This window comes from Pseudomonas sp. CFBP 8758 (genome assembly GCF_014841725.1).
Lineage (GTDB): Bacteria > Pseudomonadota > Gammaproteobacteria > Pseudomonadales > Pseudomonadaceae > Aquipseudomonas > Aquipseudomonas baltica.
This window is the reverse complement of record NZ_JACYUK010000001.1, coordinates 271,221-293,546: the sequence shown is the minus strand read 5'-3', so window position 1 is coordinate 293,546 and position 22,326 is coordinate 271,221. Positions and strand designations below refer to the sequence as shown.

The following is a 22,326-nucleotide window of genomic DNA, read 5'->3' as shown; positions in this document are numbered from 1 at the left end:
TTGACAGCCCATGCCGATTGTGGCTGAGCAAAAAGACGCGCAACCTGTCCATCAAGCAATTAGCGCGCCCATTATTGGCAAAGCCTTGGCAGACGGCAAGCTTGGGGTTGTGGGAGATGTTGCATGTGACAGGCGATGGGGCCTTGGGTGGCACCCGGCGCGGCAATGGCGTTACCGCAGTAACGCCAGCGCTGCCTGAACAGCCTTGCGGGCCCCTTCGCGGGCAGAGGCCCCCGAGGTCGCGTCAACTCACGCCGAAGCGCGATGCATTTCCTTGTGGGTGTCGATGAGCTGTTGCACCACCCCCGGATCGGCCAAGGTAGAGATGTCACCCAGCGAGTCGTACTCGGCCGTGGCGATCTTGCGCAGGATGCGCCGCATGATCTTGCCCGAGCGCGTCTTGGGCAGCCCCGGCGCCCACTGGATCACATCCGGCGAGGCGATGGGGCCGATCTCCTTGCGCACCCAGTTCTTGAGCTCCAGGCGCAGTTCCTCGCTGGTCTGCTCGCCACCATTGAGCGTGACATAGACATAGATGCCCTGCCCTTTCAGCTCATGGGGAACGCCCACCACAGCGGCCTCGGCCACCTTGGGATGGGCCACCATCGCGCTTTCGATCTCGGCCGTGCCCATGCGGTGCCCGGAAACGTTGAGCACGTCATCGACTCGGCCGGTGATCCAGTAGTAGCCATCTTCGTCGCGACGCGCGCCGTCGCCGGTGAAGTACATGCCGCGAAAGGTCTTGAAATAGGTATCGACGAAACGATCATGGTCGCCGTAGAGGGTACGCGACTGGCCCGGCCACGAATCGAGAATCACCAGGTTGCCCTCGGCAGCGCCGTCGATCAGGTTGCCCAGGTTGTCCACCAGCGCCGGCACCACGCCGAAGAACGGTTTGGTCGCCGAACCGGGCTTGAGGCCGATCGCACCCGGCAGCGGGCTGATCAGGATGCCGCCGGTTTCGGTCTGCCACCAGGTGTCGACGATCGGGCAGTTCTGCTTGCCGACCGTGTTGTAGTACCAGTTCCAGGCCTCGGGGTTGATCGGTTCGCCCACCGAACCCAGCAAGCGCAGGCTCGAGCCATCGGCGCCCTCGACTGCCTTGGTGCCCTCGGCCATCATCGCGCGGATAGCGGTGGGCGCGGTGTAGAGGATATTGACCTTGTGCTTGTCGATAATTTTCGAGACGCGGGTAATGTCCGGGTAGTTGGGCACACCTTCGAACAGCAAGGTGGTGGCACCGTTGGCCAGCGGACCATAGACGATGTAGCTGTGGCCGGTGATCCAGCCGACGTCCGCCGTGCACCAGTAGACATCGCCCGGCTTGTAGTCGAACACTCGCTCATGGGTCAGCGCGGCGTACACCAGGTAACCGCCGGTGGTGTGCAGCACGCCCTTGGGCTTGCCGGTCGAGCCGGAGGTATAGAGGATGAACAGCGCTTCCTCGGCGCCCATTTCCTTCGGCGCGCAGGTGCTCGATGCCACCTCCAGCAGCGAGTGGTACCAGATGTCGCGATGACGGTTCCACTCGATCTCGCCACCGGTGCGCTTGCACACGATGACCTTCTGCACGCTGCTGGTTTCGGGGTTGGTCAGGGCGCGGTCGACGTTGGCCTTGAGCGCCGTTTTCCTGCCGCCCCGCAGGCCTTCGTCGGCGGTGATCACCACCTTGGACTGGCAGTCGATGATGCGCCCCGCGAGCGCCTCGGGCGAGAAGCCACCGAACACCACCGAATGCACCGCGCCGATGCGGGTACAGGCGAGCATCGCCACCACCGCCTCGGGAATCATCGGCATGTACAGGGTCACCACGTCGCCGCGGTGCACATCCTGGCCGCGCAGGGCGTTGGCGAACTTGCACACCTCGGCGTGCAGCTCCCGGTAGGTGATGTGACGGCTTTCGGAAGGGTCGTCGCCTTCCCAGATGATCGCGACCTGATCGCCGCGTTCGGCCAGGTGGCGGTCCAGGCAGTTGTAGGAGACGTTGAGGGTGCCGTCGGCGAACCATTTGATGTCGACATGGTGATCGTCGAACGAGGTCTGCTTGACCTTGGTGAAGGGCTTTATCCAATCGAGGCGCTGCGCCTGTTCGCGCCAGAAACCGTCCGGGTTGACCACGGACTGCTGGTACATGGCCTTGTAGGTCGCCTCATCGGTCAGCGTGGACGCCGCCACCTCTGGACGAACGGGATACAGGGAAGCCGCACTCATCTTTCATACCTCGGTTGAGTAGTTGTTGTTTTATACACCTGTTTTAAGGGTATCTGGCCCGTGCAGCCATTCGACGATGGTAGTACCGCTGCTTGCACCGATGCACGCCCAGACCCGCGGGATTAGTGCAGATTCGAATAAAACTGTTTATCCGAACCGGCTCTGTTTACCTCCACCGTGCACGCCTAGAATCGATTTCGCCAGCAACGGCACCGCGATCGACGAAGACTGCATCTCCCCACGAAGGCCTGTCGATCGCAACTTTCCCACTCTCAAGTTTCACACGTGACCTCACAAGGGCTGCGTGCACCCTGACGACTGCAAAACAGGAAAATCGACATGAAAGCTTTTTTGATTCTGGCGCTGATTGGCGCGAGCGGCATGGCCCTGGCCGATGAAACCACCACGGCTGCCACCGAAAAAACCACGGTGGAACCTTATGAGTATTCGCAGCACCCCGATATTGCTCACGTCATCTCGACTTCAGCGATTCCCAACGTCTGCGCCGTGGTCCCGGCACGCCTGACTTACGAAGATTCGCAGGGCAAGCGCCACATCATGGAATATCAGGTCATGGGCAACGGCTGTTCGAACAGCTGAACACCTCCCAGCGTCGGGGCTGCGGCCCCGCTGCTGGCCTGCACCAGAGCAACCCCGCCAGCAGCATCTGCATGAAGCGCCACCCATCGCCGTCTCTCTTTTTGTGCCTCGTGCCTCTATCATGAGCGTCACGTAAGCCTGTCTTCATTTCTCGTGTGCGCCGGACACCCAGCCAGCCTGCCCGCACCTGCGCCCATCACCTGCTTCCGCGACGGATCTACCTATGCCCCACTCACAGCGCCCCATGACGGTCACGCTGCAAGTCGTCTCCATCGTCCTGTTCACCTTCATCGGCTACCTGAGCATCGGCATCCCGCTGGCGGTATTGCCAGGCTTCGTCCACAGCGACCTGGGCTACGGCGCGGTCATTGCCGGGCTGGTGATCAGCGTGCAGTACCTGGCCACCCTGCTCAGCCGCCCGCAGGCGAGCAAGATCATCGACAACCTGGGCAGCAAGAAAGCAGTCATCTACGGCCTGGTCGGCTGCGGCATCAGCGGGCTGTTCATGCTGCTGGCCGGCTGGTTGCAAAGCTGGCCGGCGCTGAGCCTGACCAGCCTGCTGGCGGGTCGGATACTGCTGGGGTCGGCGGAGAGCCTGGTGGGCTCGGGGTCCATTGGCTGGGGGATTGGCCGCGTCGGCGCAGCCAACACCGCCAAGGTCATCTCCTGGAACGGCATTGCCAGCTACGGCGCCCTGGCCATCGGTGCGCCGCTGGGCGTGCTGATGGTCAAGCATCTGGGCCTGTGGAGCATGGGTGCGAGCATCATCGTGCTGGCTGGCGTGGGCATCGCCCTGGCCTGGAACAAGCTTCCCGCACCCGTGGTGGCCGGCGAGCGGCTACCGTTCCTGCACGTGCTGGGCCGCGTGCTGCCCCATGGCACCGGGCTGGCCCTGGGCGGTATCGGCTTCGGCACCATCGCCACCTTCATCACCCTGTACTACGCCAGCAATGCCTGGGACAACGCGGCACTGTGCCTGAGCCTGTTCGGTGCCAGCTTTATCCTCGCCCGGCTGCTGTTCGGCAACCTGATCAACCGCATCGGCGGTTTTCGGGTGGCGATCGTATGCCTCAGCGTGGAAACCCTGGGCTTGTTGCTGCTGTGGCTTGCGCCCAGCCAGGAGCTGGCCATGGCTGGCGCGGCGTTGACCGGGTTCGGATTTTCCCTGGTATTTCCAGCGCTCGGCGTCGAAGCGGTCAATCTGGTGCCGGCGTCCAGCCGCGGTGCGGCCGTGGGGGCCTACTCGCTGTTCATCGACATGTCGCTGGGCATCACCGGACCGGTGGCAGGCGCCATCGCCGCAGGCTACGGCTTCAGCGCGATCTTCCTGTTCGCCGCCGTGGCTGCGTGCGCCGGCCTGGGCCTGACCTTCTATCTATACAGGCGAGCGGCAAGCCTGCCACCAGCGCAAGACAAGCTGGTCTAGAACGGCATGATCTAGAAATCGATCCTGCCACGCCCGGCCTTGATCGCCCCGCGCTTGGTCTTGCCTTCCAGGCGGCGAGTCTTGGAGCCCAGCGTGGGCTTGGTCGGCCGGCGCTTCTTCTCCACCTTGGTGGCCAGCAGAATCAGCTCGCGCAGGCGCTGCAGGGCGTCGGCGCGGTTTTGCTCCTGGGTGCGAAACTGCTGCGCCTTGATGACGATCACGCCATCGCCGGTGATCCGGCTGTCGCGCAGCGCCAACAGGCGCTCCTTGTAGAACGGCGGCAGCGACGAAGCGCCGATGTCGAAGCGCAGGTGCACCGCGCTGGAAACCTTGTTGACGTTCTGCCCACCCGCGCCTTGCGCGCGGATGGCGCTGAGTTCGATTTCAGCGTCGGGCAGATGGACGGCGTTGGAGATTTCCAGCATGCAGCGCTCCGGTCAGGACGAGGGGTTCGACTTGAGGCGATAACACAGGTACATCCCGCCGATCCACAGAGGAATGGCATACACCGACACGCGGATGCCGGGAATCATCAGCATGATGATCAGGATGAACGCCACGAACGCCAGGCACAGGTAGTTGCCGTACGGATACCACAACGCCTTGAACAGCGGCACCTGGCCCTGGCGCTGCAAGTGCTGGCGAAACTTGAGGTGCGAGTAGCTGATCATCGCCCAGTTGATCACCAGGGTCGCCACCACCAACGACATCAACAGCTCGAGCGCCTGCTGCGGCACGAAGTAGTTCAATGCCACGGCCACCAGCGTGATCGCCGCCGACACCAGCAGCGCCCGAACCGGCACGCCACGGCCATCCACCTTGGCCAGTGCACGCGGCGCGTCGCCCTGCTCGGCCATGCCCAGCAGCATGCGGCTGTTGCAGTAGGTGCCGCTGTTGTACACCGACAAGGCTGCGGTCAGTACCACGAAGTTGAGCACGTGGGCAGCCGTGTCGCTGCCCAGCATCGAGAACACCTGCACGAACGGGCTGCCGCTGTAGGCATCGCCCGAGGCATTCAGGCTGGCCAGCAGACCGTCCCACGGCGTCAGCGACAACAGCACCACCAGCGCGCCGATGTAGAAGATCAGAATGCGGTAGATCACCTGATTGATGGCCTTGGGAATCACCGTCTTCGGGCTGTCGGCCTCGGCCGCCGTAAAGCCGAGCATTTCCAGGCCACCGAAGGAGAACATGATGATCGCCAGGGCCATGACCAACCCGCCTACACCGTTGGGAAAGAAACCACCGTGGGCCCAGAGGTTGCTGACACTGGCCTGAGGACCGCCGTCACCGCTGACCAGCAGATAGCTGCCCAGGGCAATCATGCCGACGATCGCCGCGACCTTGATGATGGCGAACCAGAACTCGGTTTCGCCGAACACCTTGACGTTGGTCAGGTTGATGGCATTGATCATCAGGAAGAACACTGCGGCGGACACCCAAGTAGGTATTTCCGGCCACCAGTAGTGCACGTACTTACCGACGGCAGTGAGTTCGGACATGCCTACCAGGATGTACAGCACCCAGCAGTTCCAGCCGGACAGAAAACCGGGAAACCGGCCCCAGTAGCTGTGGGCGAAGTGACTGAAAGAACCGGCAACCGGTTCCTCGACGATCATTTCGCCCAGCTGACGCATGATCAGGAAGGCAATGAAGCCGCAGATGGCATAGCCCAGGATCATCGACGGGCCGGCGGACTTGAGCACGCCTGCCGAACCCAGGAACAGCCCGGTACCGATGGCACCGCCCAGAGCGATCAGTTGGATGTGGCGATTCTTCAGCCCACGCTTGAGCTGGTTTTGTTCAGTCATCAGGGAGCAGTCACTTCTTCGACGTTCGAGGTATCAAGAGTGCAATGGTCCGCCGCAGGCAAACCTTGTGGGAGCGGGTCTCTGCCCGCGAAGAGGCCCCCACCGACACCCCATAAAAAAACGCCAACCCTGGAAGGTTGGCGCACGTGGACATCAGTTGTCCTTACTCAGGCTTGGGCTTGCGACGGCCAAAGCCTGGGCGCTGACCGGTGCCAGCGGCCGGGCCGCGACGGTTGCCCGACGGCGCGTCGTCCACCAGCTTGATGCCCGGACGCTTTGCAGCGGGCTTGGCGCCCGGCTTGCCGGCAGGCCTGGCTGGACGCTTGTTCATGTCCGCCGGACGCTCGGCCACGGCACTGCCACGACCGCTGTCCTTGCGCGCAGCCGGAGCCGAATCACCGCGGGGCTGACGGGCTGGACGCTGCTCGCCGGACGGCGCCGAATCGCCGCGCGGCTGGCGAGCCGGGCGTTGGTCGGTGGACGGCGCGCCGTCCTGGGCAGGACGCAAGGTGCGCACGCGCTCGCCGCGGCCCATCGGGCGCGAGGATTTGCGCTGCATGCGCTCCAGCTTGTCCTTGGTCTTGGTGGTCATCGACGGCATGGCCACGGCGGTCAGGCCGACTTCGGCGCTCAGGGTATCGACTTCACCCTGGGTCAGCTCGCGCCAACGACCCATCGGCAGGTCGGAGTTGAGGAATACCGGACCGAAGCGCACGCGCTTCAGGCGGCTGACCACCAACCCCTGGGATTCCCACAGGCGACGCACTTCGCGGTTGCGGCCTTCCATCACCACGCAGTGGTACCAGTGGTTGAAGCCTTCGCCACCCGGTGCCTGCTGGATATCGGTGAAGCGAGCGGGCCCGTCTTCCAGGATGACGCCGTTCTTGAGGCGCAGCAGCATGTCGTCGTCGACTTCGCCGCGTACGCGCACCGCGTACTCACGGTCCATTTCGAACGAGGGATGCATCAGGCGGTTGGCCAACTCGCCGTCGGTGGTGAACATCAGCAGCCCGGTGGTGTTGATGTCCAGGCGGCCGACGTTGATCCAGCGGCCTTCGCGCGGGCGCGGCAGGCGGTCGAATACGGTCGGGCGGCCTTCGGGGTCGTCGCGGGTGCAGATTTCGCCGTCGGGCTTGTTGTAGATGATCACGCGGCGCACGGTTTCCGAGGCTTCCTCGCGCTTGATCACCTTGCCATCGACGGTGATGGCGTCGTGCAGGTCGACGCGCTGGCCGAGGGTCGCGACCTTGGCGTTGACCTTGATTCGGCCTTCGCTGATCCACGCCTCGACGTCTCGGCGCGAACCCACGCCGATACGGGCCAATACTTTCTGCAGTTTTTCGCCGGCAGGGCCGATTTCCTGGCTGCCGTCTTGCTGATCGAGATCTTTCATCGTAAGCACCTCCCGGTGGGTCGAATTGAATGCTGCTCGGCGCAGGCGCGCCGGAGGGCCGCGAATGATACGCGCAACACGGCGCCTGCGCATCAAAGGCTAGCCGATTTTTTCAGGCTTTCTTCTTTTTCCGCTTGGCGGTGCCTTTCATGTCTTTCAGACGCTGCACTGCCTGCGCGTTCACGTCGCGCCGCTCGTCCTTGTCCATCTTCTTCCAGGCCTTGCACTCAGGCTTGGTGCGGCCACAGGCAATACACGTCTCGTCAGTGAACTTGCAGACGCTGATACAGGGGTTCTTGCTGCTCATGAATAACGGTACTCGAGGATGGCCGAAACGTTTGGACAACAGCCCAGCCAAATCGCGCCCACAAAAAAAGCGACCCGAAGGTCGCTTCCTTTGTTTGCCTCAAGGAGTTCAAGGGCCTCGAAGCTTTGTATGGCGCAGCGGACGGGACTCGAACCCGCGACCCCCGGCGTGACAGGCCGGTATTCTAACCGACTGAACTACCGCTGCGTATCGCTCGGACTTGCGTCCGTTTGAAACCTGTTGACCCAGAACTTCGAGGTTCTCGATCGCTGACCCGGTGAACCGAATCAGTGTATAAAATGGCGCAGCGGACGGGACTCGAACCCGCGACCCCCGGCGTGACAGGCCGGTATTCTAACCGACTGAACTACCGCTGCGCAGTGTGTGCTCTCTTGTTTCAGCACGTGTTGCTCTTCGTTGCGTTCTCAGCTGCATTCTAACGAAATGGTGGGTGATGACGGGATCGAACCGCCGACCCTCTGCTTGTAAGGCAGATGCTCTCCCGGCTGAGCTAATCACCCTTTGCTTCGCTGAGGCCGCGAAATTTACGCAGGTAGCGAACCTAAGTCAATACCCTGTATGAAGTTTTTTTGAAAAAGGTGTTAGATGTCAGAGCTTGTGAAACCTTGCGGGCCTCTTCGCGGGCAGAGCCCGCTCCCACAGGATCCTCAGATGAACTGGGTTTGTGTGGGAGCGAGGCGGGCGGCGAGCCCTCTGCCCGCGAAGAGGCCTTCAGCGCTTACAACGCAGCCAGCCCGCGCGCCAGATCGGCCTGCAGGTCGCCAACGTCTTCCAGGCCTACCGCCACCCGGATCAAGCTGTCGCGAATCCCTGCCGCTTCGCGTTCGGCGGGCGACAGGCGCCCGTGCGACGTGGTCGCCGGGTGGGTGATGGTGGTCTTGCTGTCACCCAGGTTGGCGGTGATCGAGATCAGGCGGGTTGCATCGATGAAGCGCCAGGCGCCCTCCTTGCCTCCCTTGACCTCGAAACTGACCACGGCGCCGAAGCCTTTGGTCTGACGCTTGGCCAGTTCATGCTGGGGGTGGCTCGGCAGGCCCGAGTAATGCACCTTCTCGATGCCCTCCTGCGCTTCCAGCCACTCGGCCAGCACCTGCGCGCTCGCGCAATGGGCACGCATGCGCAGGTTCAGGGTTTCCAGACCCTTGAGAAATATCCAGGCGTTGAACGGGCTCAAGGTAGAGCCAGCGGTGCGCAGGTAACCCAGCACCTCGTTCATTTCCTTGCTGCTACCGCACACGGCGCCGCCCATGCAACGACCCTGACCGTCGATGAACTTGGTCGCCGAGTGCACGACGATGTCGGCACCCAACGCCAGCGGCTGCTGCAGCGCCGGCGTGCTGAAGCAGTTGTCGACCACCAGCATGGCGCCCTTGGCCTGGGCCACGGCGCTCAAGGCCGTGATGTCGACCAACTCGGCCAACGGGTTGGATGGCGACTCGACGAACAGCAGCCTGGTATTGGCCTTGATGGCCCGTTCCCAGCCGCTGACGTCGGCCAACGGCACGTAGTCCACTTCGATGCCGAAGCGCTTGAAGTACTTCTCGAACAGGCTGATGGTCGAGCCGAACACGCTCTGCGACACCAGCACGTGGTCGCCCGCGCTGCACAGGCTCATGACCACGGCAGTGATCGCCGCCATGCCCGTGGCGAAGCCGACCGCCTGTTCGGCGCCTTCCAGGGCGGCCAGGCGCTCTTCGAAGGAGCGCACGGTGGGGTTGGTGTAGCGCGAGTAGACATTGCCCGGCACTTCGCCGGCAAAACGCGCCGCGGCATCGGCCGCAGTACGGAAAACATAGCTGGAAGTGAAGAACAGCGGATCACTGTGTTCGCCTTCCGGCGTGCGGTGCTGGCCGGCGCGAACCGCCAGGGTGTCGAACGACACCCCTTCGAGATCGCTATCCAGTCGCCCGGCATCCCATTCCTGTGTCATGCCGTTGCTCCCATTCAGTTGTTGTAGAGGTCTATGATCGCGCTGACCGCATGCGACTTGCTCTTGTTGGAGTCGTTGCGCGCCTGCTCGATCTTGTTCAGATAGAACGCGTCGATATCGCCGGTGACGTACTTGCCGTCGAACACCGCGCAGTCGAAGTTCTCGATCTTGACCTTGCCACCACCGACCGCATCGATCAGGTCGGGCAGGTCCTGGTAGATCAGCCAGTCGGCACCAATCAGATCGGCCACTTCCTGGGTGCTGCGGTTGTGCGCGATCAACTCATGCGCACTCGGCATGTCGATGCCGTAGACGTTCGGGTAGCGCACGGCTGGAGCAGCCGAGCAGAAATAGACGTTCTTGGCGCCGGCTTCGCGGGCCATCTGGATGATCTGCTTGCACGTCGTGCCGCGCACGATCGAATCGTCCACCAGCATCACGTTCTTGCCGCGGAACTCCAGCTCGATGGCATTGAGCTTCTGACGTACCGATTTCTTGCGCGCGGCCTGGCCGGGCATGATGAAGGTACGACCGATGTAGCGATTCTTGACGAAGCCTTCGCGAAACTTCACGCCCAGGTGGTTGGCCAGCTCCAGGGCCGCGGTGCGGCTGGTGTCCGGAATCGGGATGACCACGTCGATGTCGTGTTCCGGGCGTTCGCGCAAAATCTTGTCGGCCAGCTTCTCGCCCATGCGCAGGCGTGCCTTGTACACCGAGATACCGTCGATGATCGAGTCAGGGCGGGCCAGGTACACGTGCTCGAAGATGCAAGGTGCGTACTGGGGGTTGGGTGCGCACTGGCGAGTGTGCAGTTTGCCGTCTTCGGTGATGTACACCGCCTCGCCCGGCGCCAGGTCGCGGATCAGGGTGAAGCCGAGCACGTCCAGGGACACGCTTTCGGAGGCGATCATGTATTCCACGCCTTCGTCGGTGTGGCGCTGGCCGAACACGATCGGACGGATCGCGTGCGGGTCACGGAAACCGACGATGCCGTAGCCGGTGATCATGGCCACCACTGCGTAGCCACCGGTGCAGCGCTTGTGCACGTCGGTGACGGCGGCGAACACGTCTTCCTCGGTAGGCTGCAGCTTGCCGCGCACGGCCAGTTCGTGGGCGAACACGTTGAGCAGCACCTCGGAGTCCGAGCTGGTGTTGACGTGACGCAGGTCCGATTCGTAGATTTCCTTGGCCAGCTGCTCGACGTTGGTCAGGTTGCCGTTGTGCGCCAGGGTGATGCCATAGGGCGAGTTGACGTAGAACGGCTGGGCCTCGGCCGAGGTCGAGCTGCCCGCCGTGGGATAGCGCACATGGCCAATGCCCATGTGCCCGACCAGCCGCTGCATATGGCGCTGCTGGAAAACGTCCCGTACCAGCCCGTTGTCCTTGCGCAGGAACAACTTGCCATCGCTACTGGTAACGATACCGGCAGCATCCTGGCCGCGGTGTTGGAGGACCGTTAGCGCGTCATACAGCGCTTGATTGACGTTCGACTTACCGACGATACCGACGATGCCACACATGCGACGCAACCCCTACTTAATGAATCTGAACTGAGCACCACTCACTGCGCCTTGTTGGCCGGCAAGAGGTGTTCCTTGAACGGAATGTCAGCCGGTGCGCTGATTCCGCTGGCGAGCCACTGGCTGGACATCCCCAGAATGAGGTTTTTCGACCAGTCAGCAACCAAAAGAAATTGCGGCAGGAGCCGTGATTCCTGCCACCACGAATCCTGTTGAACGGGCCCCAGGCTCATCAGCCCGGCGGCCACCACCACCAGCAGGCCACCGCGCGCGGCGCCGAAGACCATGCCCAGGAAGCGGTCGGTGCCCGACAGCCCGGTGACGCGAATGAGTTCGCCGATCAGGTAGTTGACCATGGCGCCGACCAGCAGGGTGGCCACGAACAGTACGGCACACCCGGCAATGACACGCGCGGATGGGGTCTGGATGTAGTTTTCGAAATAACCGGCGAGGGAACCACCGAACAGCCAGGCCACGCCACCTGCGACTATCCACGTGACCAGCGACAGGGCTTCCTTGACGAAGCCGCGTGTCAAGCTGATCAGTGCGGAGATGGCGATGATCGCGATGATCGCCCAGTCGACCCAGGTAAATGCCACGGTGCGGCCTGCATACGGATAAGGCGGCGCATTTTAGCAGAGCGCGGGCGCGGGAGTAAGCGGCGATTGTCGCCTGCACCGCAGCGCGCCCCTTCGCGGCCGCTGACCGCTCCTACAGCTTCCCGTAGGAGCGGTCAGCGGCCGCGAAGGGAGCGCCACGGTTCCACGCCTGACGAAGACTCAGCCGCGCTCGGGCTCGAAACGGACCACGAACCCCTGCAGCTTCTGCTGGCGGTTGATCACGTCACGCAGGCGCTCGGCCTCGGCGCGCTCGACCAGTGGACCGACGAACACCCGGTTCTTGCCATCGGCCGTACGCACGTAGGCGTTGTAACCCTGCGCACGCAGGCTCTTCTGCAAGGTGTCGGCACCGGCGCGGTTGGACAGGCTGGCCAATTGCACCGACCAGCTGACCGGCAGCCCATTGGGGTCGATCTTGCTGCCGGTGTCCGTCTTGGCGACCGGTGGCACCTTGGCCGCAGCGATGGGCGCGGAAGGCTGCACCGATTCCACCGGCTTCTTGGCAGGTGTGGCAGGCGCGGCAGGCACCGACTGGATCGGCTGGCTAGGCGGGGCAGCCTGCGTCGCGGCCTGCGCTGGAACCGGCTCCGTCTCGATGATCTGTGGCTCAGGCACGGCAACCGGCTCGACCTGCACCTGAGGCGCGGCCGGGGCCTGCGGCGCTGCCGGGGCTTGCACCTGAACCTGGCGCACGGTTTGATCCTCGCGCGAAAACAGCATCGGCAGGAAAATCACCGCCAGCGCGATCAGCACCAGGGCGCCGATCATGCGCTGCTTGAACACCTTATTGGGCAATGCCATCCACGTTCTCCCGTTCTACGTTGCCATACATCCATTTCAGGGCCTGGGCGACACAGTGGAACGAGCCGAACACCAGAATCTCGTCACCCTCGCCTGCGGCTTCGCACTGCGCTTCGAGCGCATCGGCGAGGCTGCCATGAGACGTCGTGGCAGCGCCAAGGTTCAGGAGCGCGGCGTCGAGTTCGGCGGCCGGACGACTGCGCGGTGTTTTCAGTGGTGCGACTGCCCAGTGCGCGATGACCGCTGTCAGCGGCTCGATCACCCCGACCAGATCCTTGTCGGCGAGCAGGCCGAACACGGCCAGACGCCGGCCCGCAAGAGGCTGACGCGCCAGACGCTCGGCCAGAAAGCGAGCGGCGTGCGGGTTGTGGCCCACGTCGAGAAGAATTTCGACCGGCTTGCCGGCGTAACTCACCCGGTGACGGTCCAGGCGGCCGGCCACGCGGGTGTGCGCCAGCGCCCAACCCATACGTGCAGCGTCACGCGGCAGATCGAGTGCCACGTAGGCCTGCAGGGCCAGCGCGGCGTTTTCCAGCGGCAGGCTGGGCAATGGCAACGACAGCAGCTCGACCGGGTAGCCTTCGACATCCACCCCGCGCCACGACCAGTGATCGCCTTGCGCGGTGAAGTCGTAGTCGCGGCCGCGCAGATAGAACGGGCAACCCAACGTGGCAACCTGCTCGAGCAATGGCTGCGGAGGGTCGATATCGCCACACAGTGCCGGCACGCCAGCGCGCAGGATGCCGGCCTTTTCGAACGCCACCGACTCGCGGGTATCCCCCAGGTACTCGGCATGGTCCAGACCGATGCTGGTGACCACGGCCACATCGGCATCCACCAGGTTGACCGCATCGAGCCGACCGCCCAGGCCCACTTCCAGCACCACGGCATCGAGCTCGGCGCGCTGGAACAGCCAGAGCGCGGCCAGAGTGCCCATCTCGAAATAGGTCAGGGTAGTGGCGCCGCGCGCCGCTTCCACGGCGGTGAACGCCTGGCACAACTGGGCATCGGTGGCCTGCTGGCCGTCGATCAGCACTCGTTCGTTGTAGCGCAGCAGATGCGGCGAGGCGTAGACCCCCACTTTCAGATCGCGATCCTGCATCAGCGCCGCGATGAACGCGCAGGTCGACCCCTTGCCGTTGGTCCCGGTCACCGTGACCACACGCTCGGCTGGCTTGCCCAGGCCCAGGCGCTGCGCGACTTCGCGGCAACGGTCCAGGCCCATGTCGATGCCCGAAGGGTGCAGCTGCTCCAGATAGGCGAGCCACTGGCTCAGGCTGCGCTCGGTCATACGTTGGCGGGCGCCGGTGGAACCACAATGGGCTCGATCGGGGCGGCCACGTAGGTGGGCGTCGGCAGGCCCATGAACTGGGCCAGCAGGCTGCCCAGGCGCGGGCGCAGTTCCTGGCGCGAAATGATCATGTCGATCGCACCGTGCTCGATGAGGAATTCGCTGCGCTGGAAGCCTTCCGGAAGTTTTTCGCGCACGGTCTGCTCGATCACCCGCGGGCCGGCAAAACCGATCAGCGCCTTGGGCTCGGCGACGATCACGTCACCGAGCATCGCCAGGCTGGCGGAAACGCCGCCGTAGACCGGATCGGTCAGCACCGAGATGAACGGAATGCCTTCTTCGCGCAAACGCGCCAGGACTGCTGAGGTCTTGGCCATCTGCATCAGCGAAATCAGCGCTTCCTGCATGCGCGCACCACCGGAGGCGGCAAAGCAGATCATCGGGCAACGGTTTTCCAGGGCGTAGTTGGCGGCACGCACGAAGCGCTCGCCGACGATGGCACCCATGGAGCCACCCATGAACGAGAATTCGAAGGCGCTGGCCACCACGGGCATGCCCAGCAAGGTGCCGCTCATGGAGATCAGCGCATCCTTTTCGCCCGTCTGCTTCTGCGCTGCAGTCAGGCGATCCTTGTACTTCTTGCCATCACGAAACTTCAGGCGATCGACCGGTTCCAGATCGGCACCCAGCTCGGCGCGGCCATCTTCGTCGAGGAAGATGTTCAGACGCGCACGTGCACCGATGCGCATGTGGTGGTTGCACTTGGGACAGACGTCGAGGGTCTTCTCCAGCTCCGGACGGTACAGCACTGCTTCGCAGGACGGACACTTGTGCCACAGGCCTTCGGGCACCGAGCTTTTCTTCACTTCCGATCGCATGATCGAAGGGATCAGCTTGTCTACCAACCAGTTGCTCATGCTTTATTTCTCCAGTACCGGGGACTGCTGGCCTGGCCAGGTCCCGTGCATGCTCTTGAGCGTGTTCAGATATGAAACGAATACGTGGGCGAGCGTGGCGCAGGCTGCACACCTGCGTGCCGCGCGTTTCGCGAAACGTATGGACGGTGCCGAGCTGCCTGCCGTCACATGCTGCTCCCACGCACCGCTTTGAGGAAAGCGTCGATTTTGCGATGGTCCTTGATGCCCTTGCTCGACTCCACCCCGCCACTCACATCCACCGCCCAGGGTTTGACCTGAGCGACGGCCTGGGCGACGTTGCCGGCGTGAAGCCCACCTGCCAGCACGATGGGCTTGTCCAGGTCCGCGGGCACCAGCGACCAGTCGAAGGCTTCACCGGTGCCGCCCGGCACGCCGGCCACGTAGGTGTCGAGCAGAATGCCGCTGGCGTTGCGATAGGCCCGGCAGGCCGCCTGCAGATCATCGCCGGCGCGCACGCGCAATGCCTTGATGTAGGGACGGTGGTAGCCCTCGCATTCTTCCGGCGTTTCGTCGCCATGGAATTGCAGCAGGTCCAGCGGCACGGCGTCGAGGATTTCACCCAGTTCGCACCGACTGGCATTGACGAACAGGCCGGTGGTGGTCACGAACGGCGGCAGCGCGGCGATGATCGCGCGTGCCTGTTGCACGTTCACCGCCCGGGGGCTTTTGGCATAGAACACCAACCCAATCGCATCGGCACCCGCGTGCGCAGCGGCCAGAGCATCCTCTATGCGGGTAATACCGCAGATTTTGCTGCGAACGGCTGACATGTCGGCGAGTACCTCGACTTGGCTGGGGAACGGCGGATGTTAGCAAATGCTGTCGGCGACGTCAGCCAGTGTGTCGAACCCGGTCAGGAAGTGCGGACCGATATAGCGCTCGGGCAGTGGGAACTCATCGCGGTACTCGACTTGCACCAGGTACAGCCCGAAAGGATGGGCCGTGACCCCGCCGGTTCGGCGTACCCGGCTTTGCAACACTTCGGCGGCCCATTCCACAGGGCGCTCGCCCGTGCCGATGGTCATCAGCACACCGGCGATGTTGCGCACCATGTGGTGCAGGAAGGCATTGGCGCGCACGTCGATGACGATCATCTTGCCGTGCTGGGTGACCCGCAGGTGATGCAGTTGCTTGATCGGCGACTTGGCCTGGCACTGGCCGGCGCGGAAGGCACTGAAGTCATGGGTACCGACCAGCGCCTGGGCGGCGGCGGCCATGCGGGTGACATCCAGCGGACGGTGATTCCAGGTGATTTCCTCGCCCAGATGGGCGGGTCGGATCTGGTCGTTGTAGATGACGTAGCGGTAGCGGCGGGCGATGGCCTTGAAACGCGCATGAAAGGTGGGCGGCATGATCTTCGCCCAGGTGACACTGACATCATGGGGCAGATTGATGTTGGCACCCATGACCCAGGCTTTCATGCTGCGCTCGGCCTGGGTATCGAAATGCACCACCTGGCCGCAGGCGTGGACACCCGCGTCCGTACGACCGGCGCACATCAGCGAGACGGGCGAAGCGGCAACCTTGCCCAGGGCGTCTTCGAGGGTTTCCTGTACGGTGCGCACGCCGGAGGCCTGGCGTTGCCAGCCGCGGTAGCGCGAACCTTTGTATTCAACGCCCAAGGCAATGCGATAGAAGCCGTCGGCCGCCGATTCGGCGACCGCGTTGTCGATGTTTTGCACGAAGTTGCAGCCTGTTGGTTGAGCGATGGCGGCGATTATACCGGATCATGGAATTGCGGCGCTGCCTTCGCGGGCAGAGCCCGCTCCCACAAAAAGGGCCTCGATGTACAGATGTGGGAGCAGGTTTGGGGGTCGGACGGCGACCGCTGCACCGCGTTACCGACTGATGCGCCCAAGCATCTCGCGCGCCTCATCCTGCTGCCCGGTGCTGCCTTCCTTGAGCACTTCACCGAGAATGTCGCGGGCGCCGTCGTTGTCACCCATCTCGATGTAGGCACGGGCCAGGTCAAGCTTGGTGCCAGCCTCGTCCCCCCCGTCGAGGTAGTCGAAATCGTCTTCGCCTTCGATCGGCGGGAGGTCTTCAGGCTTGGGGGGCACGGCGAACGGCTCGGCCATGGGTGTGCGGGCAAAACCGTCGGAGAGTTTTTCCAGTTCGGCATTGATCTCGTTCAGGCGCGATTCGGGTGCCTGTGGCTCCTCGGCGTCATCGGCCAACGACAGATCGAAATCTTCCGGCAACGTCGTCTCGGGTTCGTCGGTCGAATTGCCCGCCGCAGCTTTCTGCTCGGCCAGCAAGGTGTCGAAGTCGATGTCCGCGCCTGCCGTCGGCGCGGGGTCCGGGGTGTCGTCCAGGTTGAGGTCGAAATCGGTATCGAAGGTGCCGTCCAGCGAGTCGGCGGACCCCGGCTCGTCGTGCAGCAACTGCTTGACGTACTCGGCGTCCATCTGCGCTGCCGCGGCGGCTGCACCGGCAGCGGCGGCGGCAACGCCCAGCATGGCAGGGAAGCGCGCTTTCAGACGCTCGACGTCGGCATGGTTCTGGCCGGTGGCAATCAACTGCCGCTCCTGGCCGACGAAGCCATCACGATCACCTTGCAGGCCATACACTTCCATCAATTTCAGGCGCAGATCGCTGCGCTTGGGCTCGCGCTCGGTTGCCGCTTCCAGCAGTTCGGCAGCATGATTGAGGCGGCCGCGAGCAATGCTCTGCTCCACTTCGGCGAACAGCCCTTCATCGGTGTCGATGCTGGGGCGCAGCGGCGGCGTGGGCAGCACGGTCGGCGCGGGCGCCTCGGCGAAGGTAGCCGGTGCGGCACTGGCCCTGGCGCCCGCTACCGAGGCGGCCACCATGGCCGGGGTCAGGTGCACGGTCGCCGCCGGGCGCTCCAGTCCTTCGAAGCTGTTGGGCGGTAAGTCGAGATCCGGGCCGTGATCGGGCTCTTCGGCCAGCGCGCGGGCCATGCGCATGTGCTTCTCGGCCTCCTGCTGCGCCTTGCGGCGGCGGGCCAGCAGCAACAGCAGCAAGAGAAGCGCTGCAAGGGCACTGGCACCCACCACCATCAGCAGGGTCGAATTGTCGCTGGGCTGCTCGGCAACCGCGTCGTCGGCGGGGTCGGTGGTCGCATCCAGCGGCTCGCCCTGAGGCAAGGCCGGCGTACTGGCGGCAGCGTCGGGATTGACCTGCTCGGTGGCACCGGGTACCGCCGGTGCCGGAACCAGCGCGGCGTTGACCGGGGCGTCGGAATCGCCCTCGGCAGGCTCGCCGTCGGCTTCCGCAGGGGCCAGCGCCTGCGCCGGCGCCAACGCTTCGGCCGGCACCGGTACATCGGCGCCCGCTGCCTGCATCTTGGCCAGTTGGTCGTTCTTGAGCTGAATCAGTTTCTGCAACTTGTCGAGCTGGCTCTGCAGGTCGGCGTTACGGCTGCGCAATTCTTCGTTGTCACGGCGCGTGGAGTCCAGGGCTTCCTGAGTCACCGCGAGTTTCTGGTCGAGGGCCCTGGCATCGCCCGCCGGGCCGTTGGCCTCGCTGGCGCCTGACACCAGGCTGAGGTTATCTTGCGGCGGCGCGGCGGCCGGCGCCGGAGCACCGTTGCCGCGGCGCGTGGCATCGACCTGCTGCGCCCGCGGACCGAGGCGACGGCCTTCGCGCCAGGCAGCATTCTGCCGCGCGACTTCAGCCACGGCTGGGCCCGGCGCGGTGGCCGCGGTCTGCTGGGCGTCCGGCATGCGCAGGACCTGGCCGGTCTTGAGACGGTTGATGTTGCCGTCGAGAAACGCGTCGGGGTTGAGCGCCTGGATGGCCAGCATGGCTTGCTGGACCGAGCTGCCCTGACGATTGCGCGCAGCGATCTCCCACAGGGTGTCACGCGAACCCGTGGTGTAGGACGCCTGGTTGGCACTGGCGGCGGGAGCGCTCAGCGCCGGCTGCGGTGCATTCTGCGCCGCCTGGGCCGCCTGCGGGGCAAACTGCGCGGGATCGAGCAGCATGCTGTAGTCGCGCAGCAGACGGCCGCTGGGGAAATTGACCTGGACCAGGAATTTCACCAAGGGCGCCGACAAGGGTTGCGTCGAGGTCACGCGGATGACGCTGCGGCCACTGGCGTTGATCACCGGCGTGAAGCGCAGGCTGTCGAGGAAAGCCTGGCGCTCGACGCCCGCCTTGCTGAATTCCTCGGCCGGGGCCAGCACTGGCTGCACCTCGGCGGCAGTGAGGCCGCGCACATCGAGCAGTTCTATCTCGGCGAGCAGGGGCTGGTTCACCGCGGACCTGAGGGTCAACTCACCCAGCTCCAGGGCGTTGGCGATACCGGAGGACAGCGCCGAAGCGGCAGCCATTGCTAACACCAGTTTGCGAACTTGAACCATGGCCTAATCCTTGTCTGAACATTCCTCGGCAAGCGAGAAGAAGCTTGCGCTGTCGCATGCGAACAGCTGGGCAAAACGGGCGAACTGTCTGCAAATTGTCGGCAAGTATCTTTTAGCCATGACCTTTAATCAACAACTCGGCCACTTGTACCGCATTCAAGGCGGCGCCCTTGCGCACGTTGTCCACCGTGGCCCACAGGCTCAGCGCCTGGGGATCGTCGATACCGGTGCGTACACGACCCACGTACACCACGTCCTGGCCTACCGCATCGCCCACTGCTGTAGGGTAGTCGTCTTCCACCGTTTCGATCCCGGGCGCCATGGCCAGGGCCTGGTTGATGGCCGCAAGGTCCAGCGTCGAGCCGGTCTGCAGCGCGATGCTGTAGCTGTCGCCGAAGAACACCGGCGCCTGCACGCAGGTCACCGAAATTTTCAGCGCAGGCATGCCAAGCAGCTCGCGCAGTTCGTCGACCAGCCGCCGCTCCAGCGGCACATGGCCCTGCGCATCGGGCGTACCGACCTGCGCCAGCAGGTTGAAGGCGATCTGGCGGTCGAAGAACTGCGGTTCCAGCGGACGCACATTGAGCAGCTCGGCCGTTTGCCGGGCCAGTTCGCTGACAGCCTCGCGGCCCAGGGCCGACACGGCCAGGCAGGCGGTCACGTGCACCTGCTGCAGATCCAGCACGGCGCGCAAGGGTGCCAGGATCACGGCCAGCGCAGTGGCGGCAGCGCTGGGGCTGGCGACTTGCACGGGCAGCGGCAGATCGCTCAGCACGGCGGCATTGGCTTCCGGGACCACATTGGGAGCCTGGGACGCCGGCAGGCCGGCCGACAGATCGATGACCGTGCAACCGGCCGCCGTAGCACGCGGCGCCAAGCTGCGCGTCACCGCAGGGCCGGCGGCGAAGAACACCAGCTTGACCAGACTGAAATCGAACTGATCGACTTCACGCACCCGCACGTTCTTGCCGCGAAAGGCCACCGACGCACCGGCCGATTCGCTGCTTGCCAACAGGTGCAGCGCACCCACCGGGAAATCGCGCTCTTCGAGAACCTGCACGAGGGTTTCGCCAACCGTCCCGGTGGCGCCGATCACGGCGATGTCGAAAGTCTTGGGCATGGGCAGGGTCCTTGGGAAATGAACAAGGCGCGCACTTTATCGGTTATCGGCCGCGCTGTCCTCGCAGCAGACAGGCGCCGCGGTGCCCCTGACCCACCGCCGTGCGCCCTTCGCGGCCACGGACCGCTCCTACGGACAACCTCGCAACCTGCGCAGGAGCGGTCATCGGCCGCGAAACAGGCGCCGCGGTGCCCCTGACCCACCGCGGTGCGCCCTTCGCGGCCACGGACCGCTCCTACGGACAACCTCGTAACCTGCGCAGGAGCGGTCATCGGCCGCGAAACAGGCGCCGCGGTGCCCCTGACCCACCGCCGTGCGCCCTTCGCGGCCACGGACCGCTCCTACGGACAACCTCGTAACCTGCGTAGGAGCGGTCATCGGCCGCGAAACAGGCGCCGCGGTGCCCCTGACCCACCGCGGCGCGCCCTTCGCGGCCACAGACCGCTCCTACGGACAACCTCGTAACCTGCGTAGGAGCGGTCATCGGCCGCGAAGGAAGCGGCCGCGATGGCTCAGTCCTTCTTGTCCTTCTTGAAGGCGGCTTCCAGCGCATCGTTGATGGTGCGCAGTACCTTGACTCGCGCCCAGCGCTTGTCGTTGGCCTCGACCAAGGTCCACGGTGCCACTTCGCTGCTGGTGCGATCGACCATGTCGCCCACGGCGTCGCGATAGGCACCCCACTTTTCGCGGTTGCGCCAGTCGTCTTCGGTGATCTTGAAACGCTTGAACGGAATCTGCTCGCGCTCTTTGAACCGTTTCAACTGGGTCTGCTCATTGATCGCCAGCCAGAACTTGACCAGCACCACACCGGCATCGGTCAGTTGCTCTTCGAAGTCGTTGATCTCGCCATAGGCGCGCATCCAGTCGGCCGGACTGCAAAAGCCTTCGATCCGCTCGACCAACACGCGACCGTACCAGGAGCGGTCGAACACGGTGAACTTGCCCCGCGCCGGCAATTGCCGCCAAAAGCGCCACAGATAGGGCTGGGCGAGTTCGTCCTGGGTCGGCGCGGCAATCGGCACGATGTGGTATTGACGCGGGTCGAGCGCAGCGGCGACACGCTTGATCGCTCCTCCCTTGCCCGCCGCATCGTTGCCTTCGAACACCGCCACCAGGGCGTGGCGGCGCATGCGCTTGTCGCGCATCAGGCCTGCCAGGCGAGCCTGCTCGGCAATCAACTGGCGTTCGTAATCGTCCTTTTCCAGATGCCGGCTCAAATCCAGGCTGCCGATCAGGCTGCGTTTGTCGATGCTTTCACTGATGCTCGCCACGACTTTGCGCACTGGCTCGGTGGGCGCCTTCAGCGCTGCCTGCAACCCTTCGAGCAGAATCTGCCCGACCGCCAGGCTGCGGTAGTTGGCATCCACACCTTCGATCACGTGCCACGGCGCGTAGTCGCGACTGGTGCGCCGCACCACGCGTTCGCCGAAGCGCACGAAGCGGTCATAGGTCCTGGACTGCTGCCAGTCCAGCGGGCTGATCCGCCAGCTGTGCAACGGATCGTCACGCAATGACTTGAGCCGCGCCTTCATCTGCTGCTTGGACAGGTGAAACCAGAACTTGAAGATCAGCGCACCTTCGTCGCAGAGCATGCGCTCCAAACGCTGCGCGCCGTTGATGGCCTGCTCCAGACGGCCATCCTTGATGTCGCCATGCACCCGATCCTGAATCATCTGGCTGTACCAGTTGCCGAAGAACACCCCCATGCGGCCCTTGGCCGGCAATTGGCGCCAGTAGCGCCAGGCTGGTGGTCGCGCCAGTTCCTCGTCGGTCTTTTCATCGAAGGTGCGCACCTCGATCAGGCGCGGGTCCATCCACTCGTTGAGCAACTTGACCGTCTCGCCCTTGCCCGCCCCTTCGACGCCGTTGATCAACACGATCACCGGAAAACGCGCTTGCTCCTTGAGCTCGTACTGGGCTTCCAGCAGCGCTTCGCGCAGGGCAGGCAGACGCGCCTCGTAAGTGTCCTTGTCGATGGCGTGACCAATTTCGGCGGATTCGAACATGGG

18 protein-coding genes and 3 tRNA genes are annotated in these 22,326 nt (G+C 64.1%); 2 read left to right on the top strand and 19 right to left on the bottom strand.

Annotation, left to right across the window (positions count from 1 at the left end):
* Nucleotides 1-249: 249 nt before the first annotated feature.
* Nucleotides 250-2,211 carry an acetate--CoA ligase gene (gene acs, locus IFT75_RS01370; protein ID WP_122476391.1) on the bottom strand — a complete coding sequence of 654 codons (1,962 nt, stop codon included), beginning with the start codon at nucleotides 2,209-2,211 and terminating at the stop codon, nucleotides 250-252.
* Between the two features lie 339 nt (nucleotides 2,212-2,550).
* Between acs and IFT75_RS01365 the strand changes: the two genes are divergently transcribed.
* On the top strand, nucleotides 2,551-2,811 hold the full coding sequence (locus IFT75_RS01365; RefSeq protein ID WP_122476393.1) for a DUF2790 domain-containing protein: 261 nt from the start codon (nucleotides 2,551-2,553) through the stop codon (nucleotides 2,809-2,811).
* 223 nt (nucleotides 2,812-3,034) lie between these two features.
* Complete coding sequence (locus IFT75_RS01360) at nucleotides 3,035-4,237, top strand: MFS transporter (RefSeq protein WP_192052934.1); 1,203 nt, start codon at nucleotides 3,035-3,037, stop codon at nucleotides 4,235-4,237.
* An 11-nt stretch (nucleotides 4,238-4,248) separates the two neighbouring features.
* Here IFT75_RS01360 and arfB read toward each other — a convergent pair whose 3' ends face one another.
* The 18 genes from arfB to pap all read right to left on the bottom strand — a co-directional run bounded on the left by arfB (nucleotide 4,249) and on the right by pap (nucleotide 22,323).
* The gene (arfB, locus tag IFT75_RS01355) at nucleotides 4,249-4,662 is read right to left on the bottom strand and encodes an alternative ribosome rescue aminoacyl-tRNA hydrolase ArfB (protein WP_122476397.1); all 414 of its coding nucleotides are present in this window, start codon (nucleotides 4,660-4,662) and stop codon (nucleotides 4,249-4,251) included.
* A 12-nt stretch (nucleotides 4,663-4,674) separates the two neighbouring features.
* Entirely contained in the window at nucleotides 4,675-6,048 is a 1,374-nt protein-coding gene (locus tag IFT75_RS01350; protein ID WP_185794323.1) for an amino acid permease, read from the bottom strand.
* 163 nt (nucleotides 6,049-6,211) lie between these two features.
* A complete protein-coding gene (gene rluB, locus IFT75_RS01345; protein WP_122476400.1) occupies nucleotides 6,212-7,441 on the bottom strand; it encodes a 23S rRNA pseudouridine(2605) synthase RluB in 1,230 nt (409 codons plus the stop codon).
* 112 nt (nucleotides 7,442-7,553) lie between these two features.
* On the bottom strand, nucleotides 7,554-7,748 hold the full coding sequence (locus IFT75_RS01340) for a DUF1289 domain-containing protein (RefSeq protein WP_122476402.1): 195 nt from the start codon (nucleotides 7,746-7,748) through the stop codon (nucleotides 7,554-7,556).
* A 130-nt stretch (nucleotides 7,749-7,878) separates the two neighbouring features.
* Nucleotides 7,879-7,955, bottom strand: a tRNA-Asp gene (locus tag IFT75_RS01335).
* Nucleotides 7,956-8,048: 93 nt separating this feature from the next.
* Nucleotides 8,049-8,125 (bottom strand) — tRNA-Asp (locus IFT75_RS01330).
* A 68-nt stretch (nucleotides 8,126-8,193) separates the two neighbouring features.
* Nucleotides 8,194-8,269 (bottom strand) — tRNA-Val (locus IFT75_RS01325).
* Between the two features lie 218 nt (nucleotides 8,270-8,487).
* Nucleotides 8,488-9,699: an O-succinylhomoserine sulfhydrylase gene (locus tag IFT75_RS01320; protein ID WP_192052932.1), complete on the bottom strand. Its 1,212-nt coding sequence runs from the start codon at nucleotides 9,697-9,699 to the stop codon at nucleotides 8,488-8,490.
* A 14-nt stretch (nucleotides 9,700-9,713) separates the two neighbouring features.
* Entirely contained in the window at nucleotides 9,714-11,219 is a 1,506-nt protein-coding gene (purF, locus tag IFT75_RS01315; protein ID WP_122476407.1) for an amidophosphoribosyltransferase, read from the bottom strand.
* Between the two features lie 41 nt (nucleotides 11,220-11,260).
* Nucleotides 11,261-11,818, bottom strand: coding sequence for a CvpA family protein (locus IFT75_RS01310; protein WP_122476408.1), 558 nt, complete (start codon nucleotides 11,816-11,818; stop codon nucleotides 11,261-11,263).
* 180 nt (nucleotides 11,819-11,998) lie between these two features.
* Nucleotides 11,999-12,640: an SPOR domain-containing protein gene (locus IFT75_RS01305; protein WP_185794319.1), complete on the bottom strand. Its 642-nt coding sequence runs from the start codon at nucleotides 12,638-12,640 to the stop codon at nucleotides 11,999-12,001.
* Entirely contained in the window at nucleotides 12,624-13,931 is a 1,308-nt protein-coding gene (gene folC / locus IFT75_RS01300; RefSeq protein ID WP_192052930.1) for a bifunctional tetrahydrofolate synthase/dihydrofolate synthase, read from the bottom strand. The genes IFT75_RS01305 and folC overlap by 17 nt, the downstream gene beginning before the upstream one ends.
* On the bottom strand, nucleotides 13,928-14,848 hold the full coding sequence (gene accD, locus IFT75_RS01295; RefSeq protein ID WP_122476414.1) for an acetyl-CoA carboxylase, carboxyltransferase subunit beta: 921 nt from the start codon (nucleotides 14,846-14,848) through the stop codon (nucleotides 13,928-13,930). The genes folC and accD overlap by 4 nt, the downstream gene beginning before the upstream one ends.
* A 164-nt stretch (nucleotides 14,849-15,012) precedes the next feature.
* The gene (locus tag IFT75_RS01290) at nucleotides 15,013-15,639 is read right to left on the bottom strand and encodes a phosphoribosylanthranilate isomerase (protein ID WP_192052928.1); all 627 of its coding nucleotides are present in this window, start codon (nucleotides 15,637-15,639) and stop codon (nucleotides 15,013-15,015) included.
* Nucleotides 15,640-15,678: 39 nt separating this feature from the next.
* Entirely contained in the window at nucleotides 15,679-16,551 is an 873-nt protein-coding gene (gene truA / locus IFT75_RS01285) for a tRNA pseudouridine(38-40) synthase TruA (RefSeq protein ID WP_192052926.1), read from the bottom strand.
* Between the two features lie 156 nt (nucleotides 16,552-16,707).
* Nucleotides 16,708-19,197, bottom strand: a complete 2,490-nt coding sequence (locus IFT75_RS01280; RefSeq protein ID WP_192052924.1) for a FimV family protein — start codon at nucleotides 19,195-19,197, stop codon at nucleotides 16,708-16,710.
* Nucleotides 19,198-19,309: 112 nt separating this feature from the next.
* A complete protein-coding gene (locus tag IFT75_RS01275; RefSeq protein ID WP_192052922.1) occupies nucleotides 19,310-20,317 on the bottom strand; it encodes an aspartate-semialdehyde dehydrogenase in 1,008 nt (335 codons plus the stop codon).
* 512 nt (nucleotides 20,318-20,829) lie between these two features.
* Nucleotides 20,830-22,323, bottom strand: a complete 1,494-nt coding sequence (pap, locus tag IFT75_RS01270; protein ID WP_192052920.1) for a polyphosphate:AMP phosphotransferase — start codon at nucleotides 22,321-22,323, stop codon at nucleotides 20,830-20,832.
* Nucleotides 22,324-22,326: the final 3 nt, after the last annotated feature.